The 265-nt window shown below is 44.2% G+C and carries 1 rRNA gene; it reads left to right on the top strand.

The annotated features are described in order from the left end of the window. Window positions 1-116: 116 nt before the first annotated feature. Window positions 117-265: ribosomal RNA gene (locus VCHENC03_RS0125305) — 16S ribosomal RNA — on the top strand; the annotation flags it as partial.

Genomic DNA, 265 nt, shown 5'->3' with positions numbered 1-265 from the left:
TGGTATCAAATTAGGTTTCAATGATACGAAGTGACCATTGAATCGAAAGATTCAGCACAGTCAATTCAAACATTACTTATGTAATGTTCAGTATTCATTGAGCCGAACAAAATCTTAAATTGAAGAGTTTGATCATGGCTCAGATTGAACGCTGGCGGCAGGCCTAACACATGCAAGTCGAGCGGAAACGAGTTATCTGAACCTTCGGGGAACGATAACGGCGTCGAGCGGCGGACGGGTGAGTAATGCCTAGGAAATTGCCCTG

It is taken from the genome of Vibrio sp. HENC-03 (assembly GCF_000305755.2).
In the GTDB taxonomy this organism is placed as follows: Bacteria; Pseudomonadota; Gammaproteobacteria; order Enterobacterales; family Vibrionaceae; genus Vibrio; species Vibrio owensii.
Note: the sequence above shows the minus strand (reverse complement) of the source record. Positions and strands in the feature narration are given on the sequence as shown.